The following is an 18,807-nucleotide window of genomic DNA, read 5'->3' as shown; positions in this document are numbered from 1 at the left end:
TACCAAATTACCGATTGTTCATTTGATACGCCGACGCCGTTTTCCCTGACAAATCAACGGCAGGCGTTTTTAAGGAGGTTCGCATGTCTACTACCTATCACGCTTATTCATTGCATCGGATTCTCCTGCGCCGCAGCGCAGTGGTTATCGCGGGCATTTTGGCCCTGCCGGTGATGCTGTTCCGCAGCGATCGCGGGCGTTTTTACAGCTACCTGCACCGCGTCTGGTCAAAAACCAGCGATAAGCCGGTCTGGCTGCAGCAGGCGGAACTGGCGTCCTGCGATTTCTACTGATCCACTGCTGATTCACGAAGAACCCTCGCCCTGCGGCGGGGGTTTTTTTATGCCTATAGCCGCCCCTATCAAGCGCAAGGTCGTATTCGGCAAGCCATTCTTCTACACTTTCCTCATCGGCCAACAACACGGGAGAGCGGTATGAGCGACAAGATCCCTATCGGCATCAGCGCCTGTTTACTGGGCGACGCGGTGCGTTTCGACGGCGGCCACAAGCGGCTGGCCTTTGCTGTGGAGCAGTTGGCGCCCTATGTGCGCTTTGAGCCCGTTTGCCCGGAAATGGCGATCGGCCTGCCTACGCCGCGCCCGGCGCTGCGCCTGGTGAAACAGGCGCAGCCGTGGCCGGCGATGCGCTACAGCAACGACGCCGGCGTGGATTTGACCGAGGAGATGCGCGGCTTCTCCGCGCAGCGCGTGGCGGCCTTGCAGCATCTGTGCGGGTACATCGTCTGCGCCAAGTCACCGAGCTGCGGCCTGGAGCGGGTGCGGGTCTACAGCGAAAACGGCAAGGACTCGCGTAAAAACGGCGTCGGGTTGTTTACTGCCGAACTGCTGCGCCAGATGCCGTGGCTGCCGGTGGAAGAGGACGGACGATTGCAGGATGCGGCATTGCGGGAAAACTTTATCGAGCGGGTGTACGCGTTGTACGAACTGAACATGCTGTGGCGTCAGGGGCTGACCCGCGGCGGGCTGATCGCGTTTCACAGCCGCTACAAGCTGTCGCTGCTGGCGCATTCGCAGCCGGCGTACCGCGAGCTGGGGCGCTTCGTCGCCGATATTCACCGCTGGGATTCGCTGGAGGCCTTCGCCGTGGAATACCGCAGCCGCCTGATGGCGCTGTTGGCGCACAAGGCGACGCGCCGCAATCACACCAACGTGTTGATGCACGTGCAGGGCTATTTCCGCCGTCAACTCAGTACGGCGCAGCGTCAGGAGCTGGCGCACCTGATCGACCGCTACCGGCAGGGCATGCAGCCGCTGTTGGCACCGATCGCGCTGCTCAAGCATTACATGGCGGAATACCCCGATCGCTATCTGGCAGAACAACGCTATTTCGAACCTTATCCGGAGGCGCTGCGTTTGCGTTACGGCCATTGATTGACAAGGAGTTTTATGACCACGCATCTGGTCTGGTTGCGTAACGATCTGCGTATCACCGACAACAAAGCACTGCACGCCGCCTGCAGCGATCCTGAAGCCCGGGTGCTGGCGGTGTTTATCGCCACCCCGCAGCAGTGGCGGCAACATGAGATGGCGCCGCGGCAGGCGGCGCTGATCCACGCCAGCCTGCAGGCGGTGCAGCAAGCGTTGGCGCACAAGGGCATTGCACTGCATTGCCATTCCTGTGCGGACTTTGCCGCGTCGATTGACTGGCTGGCGGACTATTGCGAGCGAGAGCAGGTGGATGCGCTGTTTTACAATTGCCAATACGAACTGAACGAACGGCGGCGCGATGCGAGGCTGGAACAGCGGTTGAGCGGCCGGGTGAGGTGCCACGGTTTCGATGACAGCCTGCTGTTGCCGCCGGGCAGCGTGCTCACCGGCGGCGGCGAGATGTACAAGGTCTATACGCCGTTTCGCAACGCCTTTCTTCAGCGCCTGACCGAGTCCGACGTGAGTTGCCTGCCGGCGCCGAAGATCCGCGCCGGTGGCGCGTTGCCTGCGCCTGAGGCGCCGGCGGCGTTCGATTACCCCACGGCGGAGACTGGGGATGGCTATCCCGCCGGCGAGGAGGCCGCGTTGCAGCGGCTGCGCGCCTTTTGCCGCGAGCAGGTGCAGGATTACCTCCGGCAGCGCGATCTGCCGGCCCTCGCCGGCACCAGCAGCCTGTCGCCTTATCTGGCGATCGGCGTGCTGTCGCCGCGCCAGTGCTTCAATCGCCTGCGCGCCGAATGCCCGCAGCTGCTGGAAGATCGCGAAAGCGGTGCCTTCGCCTGGCTCAACGAGCTGATTTGGCGCGAGTTCTATCGCCATCTGCTGGTGGCCTATCCCGATCTGTGCCGCCATCGGCCGTTTATCGCCTGGACGGACAAAGTGCGCTGGTGCGATGACGTGGTGAAGCTGCAGGCCTGGCAGCGGGGTGAGACCGGCTACCCGATCGTCGATGCCGCCATGCGCCAGCTGAATGCCACCGGCTGGATGCACAATCGGCTGCGCATGATCAGCGCCAGTTTTCTGGTGAAGGATCTGCTGATCGACTGGCGCGCCGGGGAGCGCTATTTCATGTCGCAACTGCTGGATGGGGATCTGGCGGCCAACAACGGCGGCTGGCAGTGGGCGGCCTCCACCGGCACCGACGCCGCGCCGTATTTCCGCATCTTCAACCCGACGACTCAGGGTGAACGTTTTGATCCACAAGGCACTTTTATCCGTAAATGGTTGCCGGAACTGGCGGATGTGCCTGACAATGACATCCATCATCCCCATCGCTGGGCGGAAAAGCAGCGATGCACGCTGAACTACCCGCTGCCGATCGTCGACCATAAGCAAGCCCGCCTGGAGACGTTGGCGGCGTTCGAGGCGGCAAAACGGGGAGAGTCTTGAGGCAACTGCAAGGAGCGATGCAATGATGAAAAAGGTGCTGGCCCTGTGCCTGAGCGGCTATTCGGCGCTGGTGATCGCCGGCTTTGACGTGGTGGCGCTCGGCGTCGACGGCGGCGTCAGCGACGGCAACCTGACCTCCTACCTGATCCGCAGCGACAATCAGCCACGGTATGTGGCGCTGGACGCCGGTTCGCTGCTGCCGGGCATCGCCAAAGGGCTGGAGAAGGGCAGCTTCCCGCAGGTGACGCCCGAGCTGGCCGCGCCTTACACGCCGCAGGGCTATGTGTTCCGGCAGTTGATCGGCAGCTACTTTATCAGCCACGGTCATCTGGACCATGTGGCGGGGCTGATCGTCGGCTCGCCCGAGGACAATAAAAAAACCGTTTACGCCCAGGCGGACACCGTACTGACCCTGCGTAATCACTACTTCAACTGGAAGGCGTGGCCGAACTTTACCGATGCCGGCAACGGCTCGCGGCTGGGCACTTACCGGCTGCAAACGGTGCGGCCGCAGCAGCGGTTTACCCTCGGCCTGACCGGGTTGACCGGCGTGATGTACCCGCTCAGCCACGATCGCTATCCGTCGTCGATGCTGCTGATTTCCAACGGCAACGAGTTCTTCGCCTACTTCGGCGATACCGGGCCGGACAAGGTGGAGCAGTCGCGCGATCTCGATACCGTCTGGCGCGCGCTGGGGCCGCTTGTCGAGCAGAAGAAGCTCAAAGGCATGATTATTGAAACCTCTTACCCTAACGGGGTGGAAGATAAACATCTGTACGGCCATTTGACGCCGGCCTGGCTGCTGAAGGAGCTGAAGAACCTGACGCAGTACAGCGGCGGCGATGGCTCGCTGAACGGTTTGCCGGTGGTGATCAGCCACATCAAGCCCAGCCTGAAACAGGGCGAAGACACGCGCGCCGCCATTGCGCAGCAGCTGGCGCAGGGCAATGATCTGGGCGTGAAATTCATCCTGATGGCGCAGGGCGACCGGCGGACATTTTGACTATGAAGAGAGAAGAGAATGCGTAACCTCGATCTGGAACAACTGATCAACACGGAACTGAACGCCGCGGCGTTTCAGGACTACGCCCCCAACGGATTGCAGGTAGAAGGCCGCCCGCACGTGCAGCGCATCGTGACCGGCGTCACCGCCTGTCAGGCGCTGCTGGACGCCGCGGTGGCGCATCAGGCCGACGCGATTATCGTGCACCACGGCTATTTCTGGAAAAACGAGGCGCCGACGGTGCGCGGCATGAAGCGCAACCGCCTGAAAACGCTGCTGACCCACGATATCAACCTGTACGGCTACCACCTGCCGCTGGACGCGCATCCGGTGCTGGGCAACAACGCGCAGCTGGCGCAGGCGCTGGGCATTCGGGTGATTGGCGACGTCGAGCCGCTGGTGCCGCACGGCGAATTTGAACAGCCGCTGACCGGCGAAGCGCTGCAGCAGCGTATCGAGAGCCGGCTGGGGCGCGCGGTGCTGCACTGCGGCGATAACGCGCCTGAGCACATTCGCCGGGTGGCCTGGTGCACCGGTGGCGGCCAGGGTTTTATCGACAGCGCGGCGCGCTTCGGCGTCGATGCGTTCATCAGCGGTGAAGTGTCTGAGCAGACCATTCACAGCGCGCGCGAAATGGGCGTGCATTTCTTCGCCGCCGGCCACCACGCCACCGAGCGCGGCGGCGTGAAGGCGCTGGGCGACTGGCTGGCGCAGCACCACGGCTTTGATGTGACCTTTATCGATATCCCGAATCCCGCCTGATTTTTTTCTTCCCCGGATCCAGCCGGCCTGTGCGCCGGCTGAATCCTTTTACCGCGCTATTTCCTTATTTTCCTTATGGTTGCGTTCTATTGACAGCCGGGGCCGCGTCACGCATAACTGGTGTGTTTTTCATCGCGATAATAATAAGGAGAATAAGGGTGCAACAAGCACGTTATTACCTGTTGGGTGAAAGAGCGGTAGTGCTTGAACTGTCGCCGCCGGTGACCTTACCGAGCCAGCAGCGCATCTGGGCGCTGGCGGAAAAGCTGAATCACCACCCCGACGTGCGGGAAGTGGTGCCGGGGATGAATAACCTGACGCTGTTGCTGCATACGCCGCAGGCCGACGCCGAAGCGATGCTCGCATTGCTGCAGCAAGGTTGGGAAAGCAAAGAGAGCCTGACGCCGGAATCGCGCCAGGTGGATATTCCGGTGGTCTACGGCGGGGAGCAAGGCCCCGATCTGGATGACGTGGCGCGCCATACCGGCATGACGCCGCGGCAGGTAGTGGAATGCCACGCGGCGGCAGCCTACGTGGTCTATTTCCTCGGCTTTCAGCCGGGCTTCTCCTATTTGGGCGGCATGCCGGAACAGCTGGCGACGCCGCGCCGCGCTGAGCCGCGTCTGGCGGTGGCGGCCGGCTCCGTCGGCATCGGCGGCGGCCAGACCGGCATCTATCCGCTGGTGACGCCCGGCGGCTGGCAGCTGATCGGCCGCACGCCGCTGGCGCTGTTCAATCCGCATGAAATGCCGCCGACGCTGCTGCGCCCGGGCGATAACGTGCGCTTCGTGCCGCAGAAGGAGGGCGTATGCTGATTATTCTGCGTGCCGGCATCTATACCACGGTGCAGGATTTGGGCCGCGAGGGATTCCGCCGCCTGGGCATCAGCACCGGCGGGGCGCTGGATCAACCGGCGTTGAAGATCGCTAACCTGCTGGTGGGCAATGCGCCTGAGGCCGCCGGGCTGGAGATCACCCTCGGCCAGTTCAGCGCCGAGTTTACTCGCCCTGGCTGGATCGCCCTGACCGGCGCCGGCTGCGACGCGCAGTTGGACGGCAAGCCGCTGTGGACCGGCTGGCGCTACCCGGTGAAAAAGGGGCAGCGGTTGGCGCTGGGCACACCGAAACGCGGCATGCGCAGCTACCTGGCGATCTCGGGCGGCATCGCCGTGCCGGAAATGCTGGGCTCGTGCAGCACCGATATGAAAGCCGCCTTTGGCGGCCACGAAGGCCGTAACCTGAAGGATGGCGATCGGCTGCCGCTGGGTAAATCCACCGCGCTGCCGCAACACCGCTGTGGCGTGAAGCAGCTGCTGTTCACCAACCGCATCCGCGCGCTGCCGGGGCCGGAGTACGCCGAATTCAGCGAAGAGGCGCAGGACACGTTCTGGCGCACCGCTTGGCCGCTCAGCCCGCAGAGCAACCGTATGGGCTACCGTCTGCACGGCGGCACGCCGCTGGAGCGCACCACCGATCGCGAGATGTTGTCGCACGGCCTGCTGCCCGGCGTGGTGCAGGTGCCGCACAACGGCCAGCCGATCGTGCTGATGGCCGATGCGCAAACCACCGGCGGTTACCCGCGTATCGCCTGCGTGATCGAGGCCGATCTCTACCACTTGGCGCAGATCCGTCTCGGCGAACCGATCCACTTCGTTCTCTGCTCACTGACGGAGGCGCAGCGCGCCAAGGCTGAGCAGGATCTCTTCCTTCGACAGATTGCCTGGGGGTTACATGATCGTTGATTTGAACGCCGATCTCGGCGAAGGCTGCGCCAACGACCAGGCGCTGTTGCAATTGGTGAGCTCGGCCAACATCGCCTGCGGCTTTCACGCCGGCGATGCGCAGACCATGCGTCAGTCGGTGCGCTGGGCATTGCAGTACGGCGTGGCGATCGGCGCCCACCCGAGTTTTCCCGATCGGGAGAACTTCGGCCGCACCCGCATGCAGCTGCCGCCGGAAACGGTGTACGCACAGGTGGTGTATCAGCTCGGGGCGCTGGCGGCCATCGCCCGCGCCGAGGGCGGGGTGATGGTGCACGTTAAGCCGCACGGCATGCTGTACAACCAGGCGGCGGTTGAGCCGGCGCTGGCGGAAGCGATCGCCCGGGCGGTGCAGGCGGTCGATCCGGCACTGCGGCTGGTGGGGCTGGCCGGCAGTGAGCTGATCCGCGCCGGGGAAAAACTCGGTCTGACCACCCGGCAGGAGGTATTCGCCGATCGCGGGTATCAGGCCGACGGCACGCTGGTGCCGCGCGGTTTGCCGGGGGCGTTGATCGAAGATGACGAACAGGCGCTGGCGCAAACCCTGGAGATGGTGCGCCATCACCGGGTGCGCAGCGTGGATGGCGTCTGGGCCGCCGTTCAGGCGGAAACCGTCTGCCTGCATGGGGACGGCGAGCATGCGCTGGCGTATGCGCGCAAGCTGCGGGACAGTTTTGTTCAGCAGGGGATCCGCGTCAGCGCGGAGCAGTAAAGCAAGACACAACATCACAAGCAAAAAACTATTAGAAAATATCGAGGGAAGACTATGGAACAGGCCGTGAATCTCTGGCCACTGATTGGCATCGCCGCCATCGTGGTCGGATTTGTATTGCGTTTCAACCCGGTGCTGGTGGTGATCGCCGCCGGCATCATCACCGGTTTGGCGGCGCTGATGCCGCTGGACGTCATTCTGGAAAAGCTCGGCGAGGGCTTTCTCAACACCCGTAACCTGCCGCTGATCCTGCTGCTGCCGCTGGCGGTGATTGGCCTGCTGGAACGCCACGGGCTGAAAGAGCGGGCGCAGGCGTGGATCGCCAAGATCAAAAGCGCCACTGCCGGCCGTTTGCTGATCGTGTACCTGTTCGTGCGCGAGATTACCGCGGCGATGGGACTGACCAGCCTGGGCGGGCATCCGCAGATGGTGCGGCCGCTGCTGGCGCCGATGGCGGAAGGGGCGACGGAAAACCGCTACGGCGAGCTGCCGGAGCGCACGCGCCACCGTCTGCGCGCCATGTCGGCCGCGACCGACAACGTCGGGCTGTTCTTCGGCGAAGATATCTTCGTGGCCTTCGGCGCGATCATCTTCATGCACAACTTTATGCTGGAGTCCGGCGGCATTCAGACCGAGCCGCTGCATATTGCGCTGTGGGGCATTCCGACCGCGATTTTCGCTTTCCTGATCCACGCGTTCCGGCTGTATCGAATGGATAAACGGCTGAGCGCTGAGCTGGCGCAGCTGAATCAGGCGGCGCTGCAGGCGAAGGGGGAGGCACGATGAACTTCCAGCAACAATACCTCTACTGGCTGGCCGGTGCGGTGCTGCTGATTGTGGCGGTGATGTCCTTCCGCGATCGCGCCAACCCGCGCCGCATCACCACCGGGCTGTTTTGGGGGCTGTACGGCCTGGTGTTCCTGGTCGGCGACTGGACTTACCGCCTGTTGGGCGACGTGCTGGGCGAGGGCAGCAACGAAAAACGCGTGCTGCATATCATCGTTGGCGGGGTGGTGGTGGTGATGGCCCTGATTGCCGGCTTCGGCGGCGTGCGCCTCGGCAGCTATCACCAGCGGACGCCGCAGGAGCGCGAGGCCAGCGCCAAGCGCCTGGGCAACAAGCTGTTTATCCCCGCTCTGGCGATCCCGGTGGTGACGGTGATCGGCGTGCTGCTGTTCAACAACGTGCCGGCATTGCAAAGCGCGGTGTTCGGCAGCGGCAACCACGCGACGCTGATCACCCTGTTCTCGATGACCGTTGGTTGCCTGATTGGCCTGGCGATCGCGGTGAAAATGACCCACGAGAAGGCGCTGCAGCCGGTGCAGGAAGCGCGGCGTTTGCTGGATTCGATCGGCTGGGCGTTCATTCTGCCGCAGCTCCTCGCCACGTTGGGGCTGCTGTTTACCGTCGCGGGCGTCGGCACCGCGATCTCGCATTTGACCCAGGAGTATCTGGCGGTCGATAACCGCTTTATCGCCGTGGCAGTCTACGCTATCGGTATGGCGGTGCTGACCATGGTGATGGGCAACGCCTTCGCCGCTTTCCCGATCGTTACCGCCGGTATCGGCATTCCGATCCTGGTGCTGCAACACGGCGGTAACCCGGCGGTGATGGCGGCGATCGGCATGTTCTCCGGCTATTGCGGCACCCTGATGACGCCGATGGCGGCGAACTTCAACATCGTGCCGGCGGCGCTGCTGGAGCTGCCGGACAAGAATGCGGTGATCAAGGCACAGGTGCCGACCGGCGTGCTGCTGCTGTTGGTTAACGTGTTCCTGCTGTATTTCCTGATGTTCCTGTAGGAGTAAGGATGCAAAAAGTATTGATTACCGGCTTTGAGCCGTTTGGCGGCGAGCGCCTCAATCCCTCCTGGGAAGTGGTGAAGCAGCTCAATGATATGGAGCTGGTCGGCACGCGCATCGTGGCGCGCCAGCTGCCGTGCGTGTTCGGCGCGGCGCTGGACGCGCTCAATGCGGCGATCGACGAGGTGCAGCCGGTGATGGTGCTGGCTATCGGCCAGGCCGGCGGCCGTACCGACATCACGATTGAACGGGTGGCGATCAACGTCGACGACGCGCGTATCCCCGACAATCAGGGGCAGCAACCGGTGGACGAGCCGATCGTCGCCGGCGGTCCGGCGGCCTATTTCAGTACCTTGCCGATTAAAGCGATGGTCAGTTCGATGCGCGAGGCCGGCATTCCGGCCGCCGTTTCGCAGACTGCCGGCACCTATGTGTGCAACCATGTCATGTATGGCCTGCTGCACCGTTTGAGCGGCCAGCGCGAGGTCAAGGGCGGGTTTATCCATATCCCGTACCTGCCGGAACAGGCGGCGGCACACCCCGGTGCGCCGAGCATGGCGGCCTCGACGGTGCTGTTTGCATTGGAGTTGGCCGTTTCCATCGCTTTGCAGGTGGAACACGATCTGAAAGTGGTGGGCGGCGCGACACATTAATCATGTCATCCCCGGCGCATCGGGCTGCGCCGGGTCTATGCAAGGAGTGGTCTATGCCGGAAGGACCGGAGATTCGCCGGGCGGCGGACAAACTGGCGGCGGCGGTGATCGATCAGCCGCTGACCGCCGTCGATTTCGCTTTTCCCCAGCTGAAACACTATCGCCAGCGTCTGCTCGGCGAGCGTATCGTCGCCATTGAGCCGCGCGGCAAGGCGCTGCTGACCCATTTCTCCAATGGGCTGACAATGTACAGCCATAACCAGCTGTACGGCGTGTGGAAAGTGGCGGCGGCAGGGGAGACGCCGGAGACCAAGCGCGATCTGCGGGTGCGGCTGGAAACCGCCCGCAGCGCGATATTGCTCTACAGCGCTTCCGACATTACCGTCGGGCCGCGCGTGGAAATAGAGCAACACCCGTTTTTGCAACGCATCGGCCCTGACGTGTTGGACATGTCGCTGACGGTAGACGATGTGGCGGAGCGGTTGCTGACGCCGCGTTTTCGCCGCAGGCAGCTGGGGGGCATGCTGCTCGACCAGGCGTTTCTTGCCGGATTGGGCAATTATCTGCGCGCCGAAATCCTGTGGCAGGCCGAACTGGCGCCGCAGCACAAACCGCAGGATCTGACGCCAGAAGCGCTGCGCCGCCTGGCGGAGGCATTGCTGGCGGTGCCGCGCCTTTCCTACCAGACGCGCGGGCAGGCGGATGACAACCGGCATCACGGCGCGCTGTTTCGCTTCAAGGTATTTCATCGCAGCGGCGAGCCCTGCGAACGCTGCGGTGGGATGATCGTGCGTACCGAACTGTCGTCGCGGCCGTTTTATTGGTGCCCGGGCTGCCAGAGATAACCAAAAAAAAGCGCCGCCCGAAGGGGCGGCGCTGTGCGGTTTCAGCCGGGAAAGCGGCTTACTTGTTTTTCAGCTGGGATTTGAAATCACGCTCGGCATAGCCGGTGTACAGCTGACGCGGACGGGCAATTTTGATGCCTTCGTCGTGCATTTCGTTCCAGTGGGCGATCCAGCCGATGGTGCGCGCGATGGCGAAGATCACGGTGAACATGGAAGAAGGAATGCCCATCGCCTTCAGGATGATGCCGGAGTAGAAGTCGACGTTCGGGTACAGTTTCTTCTCGATGAAGTACGGGTCGTTCAGCGCGATGTGTTCCAGCTCCATCGCGACCTGCAGCAGATTGTCGTCCTTCTTGTTCAGCTCTTTCAGCACTTCGTGACAGGTTTCGCGCATCACGGTGGCGCGCGGATCGTAGTTCTTGTACACGCGGTGGCCGAAGCCCATCAGGCGGAAGGAGTCGTTCTTGTCCTTGGCGCGCTTGATGAATTCCGGAATGTGCTCGACGGTCTTGATCTCTTCCAGCATTTTCAGCGCCGCTTCGTTGGCGCCGCCGTGCGCCGGTCCCCACAGGGAGGCGATACCGGCCGCGATGCAGGCGAACGGGTTGGCGCCGGAAGAGCCGGCGGTGCGCACGGTCGAGGTAGAGGCGTTCTGCTCATGGTCGGCGTGCAGGATCAGAATGCGGTCCATAGCGCGTTCCAGTACCGGGTTCACCACGTACTCTTCGCACGGGGTAGCGAACATCATGTGCAGGAAGTTGCCGGCATAGGACAGATCGTTGCGCGGGTAAACGAACGGCTGGCCCAGGGAATATTTGTAGCACATCGCGGCCACTGTCGGCATTTTGGACAGCAGGCGGAACGCGGTGATTTCACGGTGACGCTCGTTGTTGACGTCCAGCGCATCATGGTAGAACGCCGCCAGCGCGCCGGTCACGCCGCACAGCACCGCCATCGGGTGCGAGTCGCGACGGAAGCCACGGAACAGATGGGTGATCTGGTCGTGGATCATGGTGTGGCGGGTGACGGTCGTCTTGAAGGTCTCGAACTCTTCCGGCGTTGGGGTCTCGCCGTACAGCAGGATGTAGCACACTTCCAGATAGGAAGATTCTTTCGCCAGTTGCTCGATAGGGAAGCCGCGGTGCAGCAGCACGCCTTTGTCGCCGTCGATGAAGGTAATCTTGGATTCGCAAGAAGCGGTGGAGGTAAAGCCGGGATCAAATGTGAAATAACCTTTGGAACCCAGAGCGCGGACATCGAGGACATCAGGGCCCAGTGTCGGTGTCAATACGCCCAGTTCGATCGGAGCTTCGCTGTCGTTAATGGTTAGCGTCGCTTTCTTATCAGTCATTTACTGTCTCCTTAGCGCCTTATTTTAAAAACCACTAACAACTGAAATACCTTAAATCTCTGCAGGTTGCCCGCAAAAAAATGGTGCGGACGCTAACTCTGTGAGCGACTGCGCAACTGTGCGCGGGTAGGGTACAGAGTGCTGACCAGGCGAACGAGACGGGTGACCAGTTGTTAACGATTCATAGTAATTCGTTATAGTCTGTTAATCTTACCTATGAGCTGTTCGAAGAGATGTGAACCTATCCCAATAATCTGTTTTTATTTGCTTTATTTGCTTTTTGACGCCGGCAAAATCGAGCGGGAAACAACGGCTATTGGGATAGGTTCGTCAAATACACTGTTGCATAACTCGAACCCGGGGGGAAGTGTATCTGCTGACCCATAGCGCATCATAGGACCGTTTGTGCCCCTATATGTAATGGAAATGTTGATCTCTTGTCAAATCAGATAATTAATTTTGCACTAATTGTGAAATCCGTGATCTGAATCACTGTTCGGGGGAAATGTTATCAAAGCGGTTGTATGAGAATTGTAATCAGAATGTGATCCTCCTATACTGCCGCCAGGTCTCCGGATTACCCTGAAGTAGGAGCACCCAGCGTTATAAATGCGCGCCGTTTGAGCACAGAGGATGTTGATGTTTGAGCGCGTGACGTGTAAGGGTTTTAGGCTCTTAACGCTGTCTGATCCCCGCCCAGGCCCGGAGGAAGGAAAATAATAAGAGCTGTGTGGGCAAATACGTGAAAAAACAACGACCTGTCAACTTGGATCTGCAAACGATCCGGTTCCCTGTAACTGCGATAGCGTCTATCTTACACCGAGTCTCTGGCGTAATTACCTTCGTTGCCGTGGGTATCCTCCTCTGGCTGCTGGGCCTGTCACTCTCTTCCCAAGAGGGGTTCCTGCAGGCGGCCGCCATCATGAATAGCTTCATCGTCAAATTCATATTCTGGGGCATCCTCACGGCGCTGGCCTATCACATTTGCGGTGGCATCCGTCACTTGTTAATGGATTTTGGCTACATCGAAGAGAGTTTGGCCGCCGGTACCCGTTCCGCCCAGGTGGCGATCGGTCTGACCGTCGTGCTGTCAGTTCTGGCTGGAGTCCTCGTATGGTAAACAACGTTTCTGCATTAGGGCGCAACGGCGTGCACGATTGGCTGCTGCTGCGCGCTTCCGCTATCATCATCACCCTGTACGTCCTGTATATCCTGGGCTTTTTCGTCACGGCCCCGGAACTCACTTATGACATCTGGCGCGGTTTCTTCGCCACTTCCATTACGAAAGTGTTCACTCTGCTGACCTTGCTGTCGATTCTGGTGCACGCCTGGATCGGGCTGTGGCAGGTGCTGACGGACTACGTCAAGCCGCTGGCGGTTCGCCTGGTGTTGCAGCTGGCTGTCGTGGTCGCGTTACTGGTCTATTTACTGTACGGAACAATCGTAGTGTGGGGTGCTTAAATGAAACTGCCAGTCAGAGAGTTTGATGCCGTCGTAATCGGCGCCGGCGGTGCGGGCATGCGTGCCGCGCTGCAAATTTCCCAAGCGGGCTCGACCTGTGCTCTGCTGTCCAAAGTTTTCCCGACCCGTTCCCATACCGTGTCCGCACAGGGCGGCATCACCGTCGCGCTGGGCAACAGCCACGAGGACAACTGGGAATGGCATATGTACGACACGGTGAAAGGTTCCGACTATATCGGTGACCAGGACGCCATCGAATATATGTGTAAAACCGGCCCGGAAGCGATTCTGGAACTGGAACACATGGGCCTGCCGTTCTCTCGTCTGGACGACGGCCGCATCTATCAGCGCCCGTTCGGCGGCCAATCGCTGAACTTCGGCGGCGAGCAGGCGGCGCGTACCGCAGCCGCAGCTGACCGTACCGGCCACGCGCTGCTGCACACCCTGTACCAACAGAACCTGAAAAACCACACCACCATCTTCTCCGAGTGGTATGCGCTTGATCTGGTGAAAAACCAGGACGGCGCGGTGGTCGGCACCACGGCTATCTGCATCGAAACCGGTGAAGTGGTTTACTTCAAAGCCAAGGCCACCGTGCTGGCGACCGGCGGCGCAGGCCGTATTTATCAGTCCACCACCAACGCCCACATCAACACCGGCGACGGTGTCGGCATGGCGCTGCGCGCCGGCGTGCCGGTGCAGGACATGGAAATGTGGCAGTTCCACCCGACCGGCATCGCCGGCGCGGGCGTGCTGGTGACCGAAGGCTGCCGCGGCGAAGGCGGTTACCTGCTGAACAAACACGGCGAGCGCTTCATGGAGCGTTATGCGCCGAACGCCAAAGATCTGGCGGGCCGCGACGTGGTTGCCCGTTCGATCATGATCGAAATCCGCGAAGGCCGCGGCTGCGACGGCCCTTGGGGCCCGCACGCCAAGCTGAAGCTGGATCACCTGGGTAAAGACGTGCTGGAATCCCGTCTGCCGGGCATTCTGGAACTGTCCCGCACCTTCGCGCACGTCGATCCGGTGAAAGAGCCGATCCCGGTTATCCCAACCTGTCACTATATGATGGGCGGCATTCCGACCAAAGTGACCGGCCAGGCGCTGACCGTGAACGAGAAAGGCGAAGACGTGGTGATCCCGGGGCTGTTCGCCGTGGGGGAAATCGCCTGCGTATCGGTGCACGGCGCCAACCGCTTGGGCGGCAACTCGCTGCTCGACCTGGTGGTGTTCGGCCGTTCCGCCGGCATGCACCTGCAGGAATCGCTGGAAGAGCAGGGCGAGAGCCGTGACGCCAGCGACTCCGACGTGGAAGCCTCGCTGGACCGTCTGAACCGTTGGAACAACACCCGTTCCGGCGAAGACCCTGTCGAAATTCGCAAAGCGCTGCAGTCTTGCATGCAGCACAACTTCTCGGTATTCCGCGAAGGTGATGCGATGGCCAAGGGCCTGGAAGAACTGAAAGTGATCCGTGAACGTCTGAAGAACGCACGCCTGGACGATACCTCCAGCGAGTTCAACACCCAGCGCATCGAATGCCTGGAGTTGGATAACCTGATGGAGACCGCGTATTCCACCGCCGTGTCGGCCAACTTCCGTACCGAGAGCCGTGGCGCACACAGCCGCTTCGACTACCCGGAACGCGATGACGCCAACTGGCTGTGCCATTCGCTGTATCTGCCGCAATCGGAAAGCATGACGCGTCGTGAAGTGAACATGCAACCGAAGCTGCGCCCGGCATTCCCGCCGAAAGTGCGTTCTTACTAATTGCGGAGATCGACAGATGAAACTCGAATTTTCCATTTATCGCTACAACCCGGATGTCGATGACGCGCCGCACATGCAGGACTACACCCTGGAAGCGGAAGAAGGTCGCGACATGATGCTGCTGGATGCGTTGATCCAGCTGAAAGAAAAAGACCCAACCCTGTCGTTCCGTCGCTCATGCCGCGAAGGCGTCTGCGGTTCCGATGGCCTGAACATGAACGGTAAAAACGGCCTGGCGTGCATCACCCCGATTTCGTCGCTGCGCAAAGGCAACGGCAAGATCGTGATCCGTCCGCTGCCGGGCCTGCCGGTGGTGCGCGATCTGGTGGTGGATATGGGCCAGTTCTACACCCAGTATGAAAAGATCAAGCCATACCTGCTGAACGACGGCAAGAACCCGCCGGCGCGCGAGCATCTGCAGTCGCCGGAGCAGCGCGCCAAGCTGGACGGCCTGTACGAGTGCATTCTGTGCGCCTGCTGCTCGACCTCTTGCCCATCGTTCTGGTGGAACCCGGACAAGTTCATCGGCCCAGCCGGTCTGTTGGCGGCGTATCGCTTCCTGATCGACAGCCGTGACACGGAAACGCAAGAACGTTTAGATGATCTGGACGACGCTTTTAGTGTTTTCCGCTGCCATAGCATTATGAATTGTGTCAGTGTATGTCCTAAAGGCTTGAATCCGACGCGTGCGATCGGGCATATCAAGTCCATGCTGCTGCAACGCGGCGCATAAACGGAATGAGATGCTGCGCCGGGCTCTTTTCCGGCGCACATCCCATAGGGGAGGGAACCTCTAAAAACTGACCCGCGGCTGCGGCGCTATGCAGCCTGGTTCTTCCGCCGGTTTTTAGAGGTTCCTTGTAAGGGACCGCAAGGTCCATAACAGAACGTATCGGGCCGTCATGGCCGCAAGTACGTCGAGTGAACCGTTTTACGGCAAACCGTATTCATCACGGTAATTATGTTAACCACGGCGAAAACTAAAGCTTCAAAGCTTAAGGGATCATGATGCAGAACGGCGCAATGAAGGCCTGGCTGGATTCCTCCTATCTGGCGGGCGCGAACCAGTCTTACATAGAGCAGCTCTATGAAGACTTCTTAACCGATCCGGGTTCCGTTGAAGATAGCTGGCGTTCCATTTTTCAACAGCTACCAACCGCGGGTGTCAAACCCGATCAGCTTCACTCTCAAACGCGCGATTACTTCCGCCGCCTGGCGAAAGACTCTGCGCGCTACAATACCACCATCACCGATCCGGAAACCGACGCCAAACAGGTCAAGGTACTGCAGCTGATAAACGCCTTCCGCTTCCGCGGGCATCAGCATGCCAACCTCGATCCGCTCGGCCTATGGCAGCGCGAGCAAGTTCCTGACCTTGATCCCGCTTACCACAACCTGACCGAAGCCGATTTCCAGGAAACCTTCAACGTGGGCTCTTTCGCCATCGGCAAAGAAACCATGAAGCTGGGCGATCTGTACGCCGCGCTGAAGCAGACCTATTGCGGGTCGATCGGCGCTGAGTACATGCACATCACCAACACCGAAGAGAAACGCTGGATCCAGCAGCGCATCGAGTCGGTGGTGGGGCGCGCCAGCTTTACCGCCGACGAAAAACGCCGTTTCCTGAACGAGCTGACCGCGGCAGAAGGCCTGGAGCGTTACCTGGGCGCCAAATTCCCGGGTGCCAAACGCTTCTCGCTGGAAGGCGGCGACGCGCTGGTGCCGATGCTGAAAGAGATGGTGCGCCACGCCGGTAAGAACGGCACGCGCGAAGTGGTGTTGGGCATGGCCCACCGCGGCCGTCTGAACGTGCTGATCAACGTGCTGGGCAAAAAGCCGGCCGACCTGTTCGACGAATTCGCCGGCAAGCATAAAGAACACCTCGGCACCGGTGACGTGAAATATCACCAGGGCTTCTCTTCCGACGTGGAAACCGAAGGCGGCATGGTTCACCTGGCGCTGGCGTTCAACCCGTCGCACCTGGAGATCGTCAGCCCGGTGGTTATGGGCTCGGTACGCGCCCGTCGCGATCGTCTGGACGAAGCGCGCAGCAACATGGTACTGCCGATCACCATCCACGGCGACGCCGCCATCACCGGCCAGGGCGTGGTTCAGGAAACCCTGAACATGTCTCAGGCTCGCGGCTACGAAGTGGGCGGCACCGTGCGTATCGTCATCAACAACCAGGTTGGCTTCACCACCTCCAACCCGCTGGATGCGCGCTCTACCGAATACTGCACCGACATCGCCAAAATGGTTCAGTCGCCGATCTTCCACGTTAACGCGGACGATCCGGAGGCCGTGGCCTTCGTCACCCGCCTGGCGTTGGATTTCCGTAACACCTTTAAGCGTGACGTGATGATCGATCTGGTCTGCTACCGTCGCCATGGGCACAACGAGGCCGACGAGCCGAGCGCCACCCAGCCGGTGATGTATCAGAAGATCAAGAAACACCCTACGCCGCGCAAAATCTACGCTGACGTTCTGACCGAGCAGAAAGTGGCCAGCCTGGAAGATGCCACGGAAATGGTCAACCTGTACCGCGACGCGCTCGACCGCGGCGATTGCGTGGTTGAAGAATGGCGTCCGATGAATCTGCACTCCTTCACTTGGTCTCCGTACCTGAACCACGAGTGGGACGAAGAGTACCCGAGTAAGGTTGAGATGAAGCGTCTGCAGGAGCTGGCACGTCGCATCAGCACCGTGCCGGAAGCGATCGAAATGCAGTCGCGCGTGGCGAAAATCTACGCTGACCGCGCCGAGATGGCGGCGGGCAACAAGCCGTTCGACTGGGGCGCTGCCGAAACGCTGGCTTACGCTACCATGGCGGATGAAGGCATCCCGATCCGCATCTCCGGTGAAGACGCCGGCCGCGGTACCTTCTTCCACCGTCACGCGGTCGTGCATAACCAGAAAAACGGTTCCGTCTACGTTCCGCTGGCGAACATCCATAGCGGCCAGGGCGAATTCAAGGTCTGGGACTCCGTGTTGTCTGAAGAAGCGGTGCTGGCGTTCGAATACGGTTACGCCACGGCGGAACCGCGCACGCTGACCATCTGGGAAGCGCAGTTCGGCGACTTCGCCAACGGCGCGCAGGTTGTTATCGACCAGTTCATCAGCTCCGGCGAGCAAAAATGGGGCCGTATGTGCGGCCTGGTGATGCTGCTGCCGCACGGCTATGAAGGCCAGGGCCCTGAGCACTCTTCCGCGCGTCTGGAGCGTTATCTGCAGCTGTGCGCAGAGCAGAACATGCAGGTGTGCGTCCCGTCCACGCCGGCGCAGGTTTACCATATGCTGCGTCGTCAGGCGCTGCGCGGTATGCGCCGTCCGCTGGTGGTGATGTCGCCGAAGTCGCTGCTGCGTCACCCGCTGGCGATTTCTTCGCTGGACGAACTGGCCAACGGCACCTTCCTGCCGGCGATCGGCGAGATCGACGACTTGGATCCGAAAGCGGTCAAGCGCGTCGTGCTGTGCTCCGGCAAGGTCTACTACGACCTGCTGGAACAGCGTCGCAAGAACGAGCAGAAAGACGTGGCCATCGTGCGTATCGAGCAGCTGTATCCGTTCCCGCATCAGGCCGTGCAGGCCGTGCTGGAGCAATACTCGCACGTGCATGATTTCGTCTGGTGTCAGGAAGAGCCGCTGAACCAGGGCGCCTGGTACTGCAGCCAACACAACTTCCGTGAAGTGGTGCCGTTCGGGGCTTCTTTACGTTACGCAGGACGTCCGGCCTCCGCTTCTCCGGCGGTGGGCTATATGTCCGTACACCAGAAGCAGCAGCAGGCTCTGGTGAACGACGCGCTGAATATTGACTAATGTTCGCTCGCTTGCCGGCCGAGAGCCGGCAAGCAGATG

General features: G+C 61.0%; 18 protein-coding genes. 17 read left to right on the top strand and 1 reads right to left on the bottom strand.

Annotated features, from left to right (window positions below; translation table 11 throughout):
* The first annotated feature begins 83 nt into the window (after nucleotides 1-83).
* The 12 genes from ACYF6X_RS14535 (at nucleotide 84) to nei (ending at nucleotide 10,373) form a co-directional block, all read left to right on the top strand.
* Entirely contained in the window at nucleotides 84-293 is a 210-nt protein-coding gene (locus ACYF6X_RS14535) for a YbfA family protein (RefSeq protein ID WP_004939916.1), read from the top strand.
* A 141-nt stretch (nucleotides 294-434) separates the two neighbouring features.
* Nucleotides 435-1,391, top strand: a complete 957-nt coding sequence (locus ACYF6X_RS14530; protein ID WP_033647169.1) for a YbgA family protein — start codon at nucleotides 435-437, stop codon at nucleotides 1,389-1,391.
* 15 nt (nucleotides 1,392-1,406) lie between these two features.
* On the top strand, nucleotides 1,407-2,837 hold the full coding sequence (gene phrB / locus ACYF6X_RS14525) for a deoxyribodipyrimidine photo-lyase (protein WP_130018773.1): 1,431 nt from the start codon (nucleotides 1,407-1,409) through the stop codon (nucleotides 2,835-2,837).
* A gap of 22 nt (nucleotides 2,838-2,859) precedes the next feature.
* Complete coding sequence (locus ACYF6X_RS14520) at nucleotides 2,860-3,840, top strand: MBL fold metallo-hydrolase (RefSeq protein WP_130018774.1); 981 nt, start codon at nucleotides 2,860-2,862, stop codon at nucleotides 3,838-3,840.
* An 18-nt stretch (nucleotides 3,841-3,858) separates the two neighbouring features.
* Nucleotides 3,859-4,602, top strand: coding sequence for a type 2 GTP cyclohydrolase I (locus ACYF6X_RS14515; RefSeq protein WP_130018775.1), 744 nt, complete (start codon nucleotides 3,859-3,861; stop codon nucleotides 4,600-4,602).
* A 158-nt stretch (nucleotides 4,603-4,760) separates the two neighbouring features.
* Complete coding sequence (gene pxpB, locus ACYF6X_RS14510; protein ID WP_071845083.1) at nucleotides 4,761-5,417, top strand: 5-oxoprolinase subunit PxpB; 657 nt, start codon at nucleotides 4,761-4,763, stop codon at nucleotides 5,415-5,417.
* Complete coding sequence (gene pxpC, locus ACYF6X_RS14505; RefSeq protein WP_406880100.1) at nucleotides 5,411-6,343, top strand: 5-oxoprolinase subunit PxpC; 933 nt, start codon at nucleotides 5,411-5,413, stop codon at nucleotides 6,341-6,343. The genes pxpB and pxpC overlap by 7 nt, the downstream gene beginning before the upstream one ends.
* A complete protein-coding gene (gene pxpA / locus ACYF6X_RS14500) occupies nucleotides 6,333-7,073 on the top strand; it encodes a 5-oxoprolinase subunit PxpA (protein WP_025301876.1) in 741 nt (246 codons plus the stop codon). Before pxpC ends, pxpA begins: the two co-directional genes overlap by 11 nt.
* A 54-nt stretch (nucleotides 7,074-7,127) precedes the next feature.
* Entirely contained in the window at nucleotides 7,128-7,859 is a 732-nt protein-coding gene (locus ACYF6X_RS14495; RefSeq protein WP_063991110.1) for a DUF969 domain-containing protein, read from the top strand.
* Nucleotides 7,856-8,875, top strand: a complete 1,020-nt coding sequence (locus tag ACYF6X_RS14490; RefSeq protein WP_406880099.1) for a DUF979 domain-containing protein — start codon at nucleotides 7,856-7,858, stop codon at nucleotides 8,873-8,875. The genes ACYF6X_RS14495 and ACYF6X_RS14490 overlap by 4 nt, the downstream gene beginning before the upstream one ends.
* Before the next feature lie 8 nt (nucleotides 8,876-8,883).
* Nucleotides 8,884-9,528, top strand: a complete 645-nt coding sequence (pcp, locus tag ACYF6X_RS14485; RefSeq protein ID WP_033655163.1) for a pyroglutamyl-peptidase I — start codon at nucleotides 8,884-8,886, stop codon at nucleotides 9,526-9,528.
* Nucleotides 9,529-9,581: 53 nt separating this feature from the next.
* Nucleotides 9,582-10,373 carry an endonuclease VIII gene (nei, locus tag ACYF6X_RS14480; protein ID WP_130018776.1) on the top strand — a complete coding sequence of 264 codons (792 nt, stop codon included), beginning with the start codon at nucleotides 9,582-9,584 and terminating at the stop codon, nucleotides 10,371-10,373.
* A gap of 58 nt (nucleotides 10,374-10,431) precedes the next feature.
* On the opposite strand, the gene ACYF6X_RS14475 is transcribed toward nei, so the two are convergent.
* The gene (locus tag ACYF6X_RS14475; RefSeq protein ID WP_016928730.1) at nucleotides 10,432-11,724 is read right to left on the bottom strand and encodes a citrate synthase; all 1,293 of its coding nucleotides are present in this window, start codon (nucleotides 11,722-11,724) and stop codon (nucleotides 10,432-10,434) included.
* Nucleotides 11,725-12,454: 730 nt separating this feature from the next.
* Between ACYF6X_RS14475 and sdhC the strand changes: the two genes are divergently transcribed.
* The 5 genes from sdhC (at nucleotide 12,455) to sucA (ending at nucleotide 18,768) form a co-directional block, all read left to right on the top strand.
* Nucleotides 12,455-12,844, top strand: coding sequence for a succinate dehydrogenase cytochrome b556 subunit (sdhC, locus tag ACYF6X_RS14470; protein WP_004939893.1), 390 nt, complete (start codon nucleotides 12,455-12,457; stop codon nucleotides 12,842-12,844).
* Nucleotides 12,838-13,185, top strand: coding sequence for a succinate dehydrogenase membrane anchor subunit (gene sdhD / locus ACYF6X_RS14465; protein ID WP_004939891.1), 348 nt, complete (start codon nucleotides 12,838-12,840; stop codon nucleotides 13,183-13,185). The genes sdhC and sdhD overlap by 7 nt, the downstream gene beginning before the upstream one ends.
* Entirely contained in the window at nucleotides 13,186-14,952 is a 1,767-nt protein-coding gene (gene sdhA, locus ACYF6X_RS14460; protein WP_063991113.1) for a succinate dehydrogenase flavoprotein subunit, read from the top strand. It begins immediately after the preceding gene.
* 16 nt (nucleotides 14,953-14,968) lie between these two features.
* Entirely contained in the window at nucleotides 14,969-15,685 is a 717-nt protein-coding gene (locus ACYF6X_RS14455) for a succinate dehydrogenase iron-sulfur subunit (protein WP_004939885.1), read from the top strand.
* Between the two features lie 275 nt (nucleotides 15,686-15,960).
* Complete coding sequence (gene sucA / locus ACYF6X_RS14450) at nucleotides 15,961-18,768, top strand: 2-oxoglutarate dehydrogenase E1 component (protein WP_025301881.1); 2,808 nt, start codon at nucleotides 15,961-15,963, stop codon at nucleotides 18,766-18,768.
* Nucleotides 18,769-18,807: the final 39 nt, after the last annotated feature.

The organism is Serratia sp. ID 25-353 (genome assembly GCF_054792795.1).
Note: the sequence above shows the minus strand (reverse complement) of the source record. Positions and strands in the feature narration are given on the sequence as shown.